Raw genomic sequence first — 6,258 nt, 5'->3', positions numbered from 1 at the left:
CGGGTGACGTACACCGAGGCGCCGAAGGTCTCCCGGCCCGGGTGCTCGAAGACGATGTCGACGTCCTCGCCGCCGGTGAACTCGCGGATCTTCGCGCCCAGGCGCTTCCACTCGCGCGGGTCCTGGTTGTTCTCGTCCTTCCAGAACCTGTAGCCCTCGGCCGAGCGGTCGATGATCGCCTCGGCGCCCATGGCGCGGCAGATGTCGGCCTTGGCGTCGCTGGAGACCACGCAGATCGGGGTGGCGCCGCCGGCCAGCGCGTACTGGGTGGCGTACGAGCCGAGGCCGCCGCTCGCGCCCCAGATCAGCACGTTGTCGCCCTGCTTCATGCCGGCGCCGTTGCGCGAGACCAGCTGGCGGTAGGCGGTGGAGTTGACCAGGCCGGGGGAGGCGGCCTCCTCCCAGGTCAGGTGCTTGGGCTTGGGCAGCAGCTGGTTGGTCTTCACCAGGGCGATCTGGGCCAGGCCGCCGAAGTTGGTCTCGAAGCCCCAGATGCGCTGCTCCGGGTCCATCATCGTGTCGTTGTGGCCGTCCGGGGACTCCAGCTCGACGGACAGGCAGTGGGCGACGACCTGGTCGCCGGGCTTCCAGGAGTTGACGCCGGCGCCGGTGCGCAGCACCACGCCCGCGAGGTCGGAGCCGAGCACGTGGTAGGGCAGGTCGTGGCGCTTGGTGAGCGGCGACAGCCGGCCGTAGCGCTCCAGGAAGCCGAAGGTGGAGACCGGCTCGAAGATCGAGCTCCACACGGTGTTGTAGTTCACCGAGCTGGCCATGACGGCGACCAGGGCCTCGCCGGGGCCCAGCTCCGGCAGGGCGACGTCGTCGAGGTGAAGGGACTTGCGGGGGTCCTTGTCGCGGCTGTCGAGGCCCGCGAACATCTGCGCCTCGTCCTTGTGGAGCGTGACCGCCCGGTAGGACTCGGGGAGCTTGATCGCCGCGAAGTCCGCCGACGTGGCGTCGGAGCTGAGGATCGCGTCGAGGATTTCCTGCATGGCTGCCTCCGAAGGCGTACCTGTGTGAGGGTCACAGGGCGTCTGGGGGAGCCGGGAGCGGACACCGGCTTCGCTGAGGTGGGTGGTTGGTTGTCAGTCGGTCGCCCGGTGGTGGTCCGGGCGGGTCTGCACTGCTGGTCTGGCACAGCTCCCGGGGTGTGGGAACGCCGGACGACGGCGCGCCGAGGTGGGGAGCCGCGGCGCCGCGACTGGTGAGTAACAAGGTAGTGGCACCCTGTGCCACTCGTAAAGACACCGGGTGTCAGGAATTCCGATGCCCCGGAACGGCGCGTGACGCGCGTGGAGCGGGCATGCCGAGGGCCCGCGCCGATGGTTCGGTGCGGGCCCTCGATATGCCTCTGACCTGCGGTTATTGGCCCCTCAGTGGTCCCGGGCGCCGCTCAGTGCGGCCCGGATGCTGTCCACCACGACGTCCAATGGAGCATCCGTCCGGGCGACTGTGATGAGCACCTCACCTCCAGGGCTGGCACTCAGTGCGCTCTCCGCCACCCCGTCCCCTGGCGTCCCACTGGCACCCGGTGCCACCACCGAACCCCGGCGTCTGGCACCCGGCTCGCTGGCTGCCCAGAAGGTCCGCCGGATCACCTCGAAGGAGTGGTCCAGCTGCGCCTCCACGTCACCGCGGCCGCCGGCCCGCAGCCAGCGACGCAGCACGTGGTTGTGCGCCGCGACGACCGCCGCCGCCGACACCTCGGCCAGCATCGAGTCGTCCTCGCCGCCGCGCTGCCAGCCCGACGGGATGGGCTCGCCGGTGTCGAAGCGGCCCAGCAGGTAGCGGGTGAACAGCCGCTCGTACCGGGCCACCACCGCGATCTCCCGCTCGCGCAGCGCCGGGACCTGACGGATCAGCTGGTACCGCGCGACCGACACCCCCGGGGTGGAGGCGTACATCCGCAGCACCTCCTTGATGCCGCGGCACACCACGTCCAGCGGGTGCTCCTCCGGCTCGGCGCTGGCCAGCAGGTCGGCCACCCGGACCAGGGTGTCGTCGTGGTCGGGGAAGATCGCCTCCTCCTTCGACCGGAAGTACCGGAAGAAGGTGCGCCGGGCCACCCCGGTGGCCGCGGCGATCTGGTCGACCGTGGTCTCCTCGTAGCCCTGCGAGGCGAACAGCTCCATCGCGGCCGCGGCCAGGTCCTGACGCATCTGCTGGCGCTGCGCCGCCGCCCGGCGGCTGCCCGGCCCGGCCTCCGGGCCGGCGCCCGCGGACGAGCCGGCCGTCCGGTCGGTGCCGCGCGGTCCGGCGGATTGCTGCGGGGTGGCTGACTGAACCCGATCCATGTCCGGAACGCTACACGGCCCGGGTGGCGCGCCCGCGGCCCTTCCCCGGTGCACCGGCGCGACCGGGCCGGTGACGGCCGGTCTGGGCCAGCGCGCGGACACCGCCCCCGGGGTCCAGCCGGTGCGGCCGACCGCACCGGCGCCGTACGGTTCCGTCCCCGCGTCGTACGGCAGCCGGCCGCCCCCGGCCCGTGAGGTGCTCACCGGCGCGCGTGGTCGCGGAAGCCGCGGCCGGTCTTGCGGCCCAGGCAGCCGGCCGCGACGAGGTGCTCCAGCAGCGGGGCCGCGGCCAGGCCCGGCTCGCGGAACTCCTGGTGCAGCACCTGCTCGATGGTCAGCGAGACGTCCAGTCCGACCACGTCCAGCAGCTCGAACGGGCCCATCGGGTAGCCGCAGCCCAGCTTCATCGCGGTGTCGATGTCGTCCACCGTCGCGTAGTGCTCCTGGAGCATCCGCACCGCGTCGTTCAGGTACGGGAACAGCAGCGCGTTGACGATGAAACCGGCCCGGTCGCCGCACTCCACCGGGTGCTTGCGCACCTTCGCGGTCAGCTCCAGCACCGTCGCGGTGACGTCCGGGGCGGTCAGCACGGTGGAGACCACCTCGACCAGCTTCATCGCCGGGGCCGGGTTGAAGAAGTGCATGCCGATCACGTCCTGCGGCCGCGAGGTGGCGGTCGCGCAGCTGATCACCGGCAGCGAGGAGGTGGTGGTGGCGAGCACCGCGCCCGGGCGGACGATCTTGTCCAGGGTGGCGAACAGCTCCCGCTTGACCGCCAGGTCCTCGGCGACCGCCTCGACCACCAGGTCCACCTCGGCCAGCTCCGCGTACTGGCCGACCGGGGTGACCAGCGCCAGCGCGGCGTCCCGCTGCTCCGCGCTCAGCCGGCCCTTGGCCACCGAGCGCTCCAGCGACTTCGCCAGCTGCGCCTTGGCCCGCTCGGCCTTCTCCTGGCTGCGGGCGGCCAGCAGCACCGGGTGCCCGGCCTTGGCGAACACCTCGGCGATGCCGGTGGCCATCGTGCCGGAGCCGCAGACGCCGACGGTGCGCACCGTGCGCCCGGGCACCTTCGGCCGGGCCGGGCCGGTCGCCGCGTCCACGGCCCGGGAGGAGCCCGGCGCCTCGTAGGTGTAGAAGCCGCGCCCGGACTTGCGGCCCAGCAGCCCGGCCGAGACCAGCTGGCCGAGGATCGGCGCCGGCGCGTGCAGCCGGTCCCGGGACTGCTCGTACATCGCCTCCAGCACGGTGCGCGCGGTGTCGACGCCGATCAGGTCGAGCAGCGCCAGCGGGCCCATCGGCAGGCCGCAGCCGAGCCGCATCGCGGCGTCGATGTCCTCGCGGGAGGCGTACTTGGACTCGTACATCGCGGCGGCCTGGTTCAGGTAGGCGAACAGCAGGCCGTTCACCACGAAGCCGGCCCGGTCGCCGGCCGCCACCGGCTCCTTGCCCAGGTCGCGGGCGAAGGCGGCGGCGTCCTCGGCGGTCTGCGGGGAGGTCAGCACGGTGCGGACCACCTCGACCAGCTTCATGGTGTGCACCGGGTTGAAGAAGTGCAGGCCGAGCACCCGCTCCGGGCGGGCGGTCGCGGCCGCGATCCGGGTCACCGACAGGGCGGTGGTGCCGGTGGCCAGCACGGTGGTCTCCGGGCAGATCCGGTCCAGCTCGGCGAAGACCTCCCGCTTCAGCTCCAGCTGCTCGGGGACCTCCTCGATCACCAGGTCCGCGTCGGCGGCGGCCGCCAGCGCGTGCCCGACCGAGATCCGGGCCAGCAGCGCGGTGCGCTCCTCGGCGGTGAACCGCTCCCGGTCGACCGCGTGTGCGGTCGCCTCCTCGATCCGGGCCAGCGCCCGGGCGGCGGAGTCCTCGGTGGCCTCGATGCCGATCACCCGGCGGCCGCTCCTGGCGACCGCCACCGCGACGCCGGCACCCATCGTGCCGAGGCCGACGACGGCCACGGTGGGGAAGGGACGCTCCATTTGTCCTGACTCCTAGTCGTGAAGGGCCCGCGCGTGCTCCGGCGGGCGGGCCGCCGCACCCGTGGGGGAACGGGGGCGGCCGCCGCCGGAGGAGGGTTCACGCGCGGGGGCTCGGGGAGTGACGGGTTTCCGGCAGACCGGGGCAGCGGCCGGTCCGCTCCGGCCGAACTGCGGGTGTGCCGTGGTGCTCAGGCGCTCGAAGGTGAAGGAAGCGGCTCTGACACGAGGAGGGAGACCCGGTCCGCCGCGGTTCGCGGCACCGACCGGTGAAGGAGCACCGCGCGGGCGCCGAAGACACGGCGACCGCGACCGCCCGCCGGTGCGGCTCCCGAAGCCCGGCAGTGGTGCGTCCGGCCACTGTAGCGAAGCTACTCACCGGTAGGAAGGGGTCGGAGGCGGAAAACCGTCCGGGCGGGGAGCGGCTTCCGCGGCACTCGTCCGCCGCCGCCCCGAACGGGTGAACGGGTGGACGGGCGTCCGTTTGTTCCACTCGATAGGGGAGTTACCGGCACCCGGTCCGCGGGGCAGCATGGCGGCATGAGCAGCGTCCCCGCCTCCCAGGCCGCCGAACCCGCCGAGCCGCTCGGCCCCGCCGCCCTCGCGGCCGCCGTCGCGCTGCCCCCGCGGGCCGAGCGCGCCGAGCGGGCCGAGCGCGCCGCCGACCGGCTGCGCACCGCGGCCGTCGAGGCGGTCGCCGTCACCTGGGTGGACAACGCCGGCATCGCCCGGGTCAAGGCCGTGCCGCTGACCGGCCTGGTGCAGGCGGCCCAGTGGGGCCTCGGCACCGCGCCCTGCTTCGACGTGTTCCTCGCCGACGACGCCATCACCACCAGCCCGCTCATCGGCGGCCCCACCGGGGACCTCCGGCTCTACCCCGACCTCGACCGGATCGTCCCGCTGGCCGCCCAGCCCGGCTGGGCCTGGGCCCCGGGGGACCGCCACACCCAGGCCGGCGGCCCGCACCCCGGCTGCCAACGGCTGTTCGCCCGCCGGATGGAGGCCGCCGCCGCCGCCCGCGGGCTGAGCCTCAAGGCCGGCATCGAGGTCGAGTGGGTGGTCGCCCTGGCCGGGTCCCCGCACGAGCCGCCGCAGTACCCGACGCACGGGCCCGCGTACGGCATGCAGCGGCTCACCGACCTCTCCGACTACCTGCGGGACGTCCTGCGCGCCCTCGGCGAGCAGGGGCTGGCCGTGCTGCAGATCCACCCCGAGTACTCCCCCGGCCAGTTCGAGGTCTCGGTGGCCGCCGAGGGCCCGGTCGCCGCCGCCGACACCTCCGTCCTGGTGCGGCACACCGTTCGTGCCGTCTCCGCCCGGCACGGCCTGCGGGCCTCCTTCGCCCCCGTGGTCGAGCCCGACGGCGTCGGCAACGGCGGGCACCTGCACCTCAGCCTCTGGCGGGACGGCCGCAACCTCGGGCACGGCGGCTCCGGCCCGCACGGACTGACGGCCGAGGCCGAGGGCTTCCTCGCCGGGGTGCTCCAGGCGCTGCCCGAGCTCCTGGTGCTGGGCTGTTCCAGCCCCACCGGGTACCTGCGGCTGGTGCCCCAGCACTGGGCCGGGGCCTACCAGTGCTGGGGCCTGGAGAACCGGGAGGCCGCGCTGCGGCTGGTCACCGGCTCCACCGGGGAGCGCGCCGCCACCGCCAACGCCGAGGTCAAGTGCTTCGACGCCAGCGCCAATCCGTACCTCGCGCTCGGCGCGGTGATCGCGGCCGGCCTCGCCGGACTGGAGCAACGCCGCGCGCTGCCACCGGAGTTCACCGGGGATCCGGCCGCCGCCGAGCCCGGTACGGTGCCCCGGCTGCCGCAGGGCCCGGCCGAGGCGATCGCCGCGTACGAGCACTCGGCGGTGCTGCGCGAGGCGCTCGGCGAGCCGCTCCACCAGGCCGTGCTGGCGGTGCGCCGGGCCGAGGCCGAGCAGTTCGCGGCGCTCGGCCCGGAGGAGGCGGTCACGGCGACGCGCTGGCGGTACTGAGTGGATGCCCC

The 6,258-nt window shown here is 74.2% G+C and carries 4 protein-coding genes; 1 reads left to right on the top strand and 3 read right to left on the bottom strand.

The genetic code is table 11. From position 1 onward, the window contains the following. From ccrA to ACFWIS_RS25670, 3 genes are all read right to left on the bottom strand, one after another. Positions 1 to 992: crotonyl-CoA carboxylase/reductase (ccrA, locus tag ACFWIS_RS25680; RefSeq protein WP_380523999.1), on the bottom strand; the 992-nt coding region annotated here is incomplete at its 3' end. Positions 993 to 1,373: 381 nt separating this feature from the next. Next, positions 1,374 to 2,294: a TetR family transcriptional regulator gene (locus ACFWIS_RS25675; RefSeq protein ID WP_380457617.1), complete on the bottom strand. Its 921-nt coding sequence runs from the start codon at positions 2,292 to 2,294 to the stop codon at positions 1,374 to 1,376. Between the two features lie 200 nt (positions 2,295 to 2,494). Beyond that, on the bottom strand, positions 2,495 to 4,270 hold the full coding sequence (locus ACFWIS_RS25670) for a 3-hydroxyacyl-CoA dehydrogenase family protein (protein WP_380457620.1): 1,776 nt from the start codon (positions 4,268 to 4,270) through the stop codon (positions 2,495 to 2,497). A 537-nt stretch (positions 4,271 to 4,807) separates the two neighbouring features. Here ACFWIS_RS25670 and ACFWIS_RS25665 point away from each other — a divergent pair. Beyond that, positions 4,808 to 6,247 (top strand): glutamine synthetase, encoded by a 1,440-nt coding sequence (locus ACFWIS_RS25665; RefSeq protein ID WP_380457622.1) that lies wholly within the window; start codon positions 4,808 to 4,810, stop codon positions 6,245 to 6,247. The last annotated feature ends 11 nt before the right edge of the window (positions 6,248 to 6,258 follow it).

Origin of the sequence: Kitasatospora sp. NPDC127060 (assembly GCF_042724935.1) — a bacterium.
GTDB lineage: Bacteria > Actinomycetota > Actinomycetes > Streptomycetales > Streptomycetaceae > Kitasatospora.
Note: the sequence above shows the minus strand (reverse complement) of the source record. Positions and strands in the feature narration are given on the sequence as shown.

Bases quoted from the DNA above. Each gene is read 5' to 3' on its own strand.
- ACFWIS_RS25670 (WP_380457620.1), bottom strand. From the start codon at position 4,270: ATGGAGCGTCCCTTCCCCACCGTGGCCGTCGTCGGCCTCGGCACGATG.
- ACFWIS_RS25675 (WP_380457617.1), bottom strand. From the start codon at position 2,294: ATGGATCGGGTTCAGTCAGCCACCCCGCAGCAATCCGCCGGACCGCGC.
- ACFWIS_RS25665 (WP_380457622.1), top strand. From the start codon at position 4,808: ATGAGCAGCGTCCCCGCCTCCCAGGCCGCCGAACCCGCCGAGCCGCTC.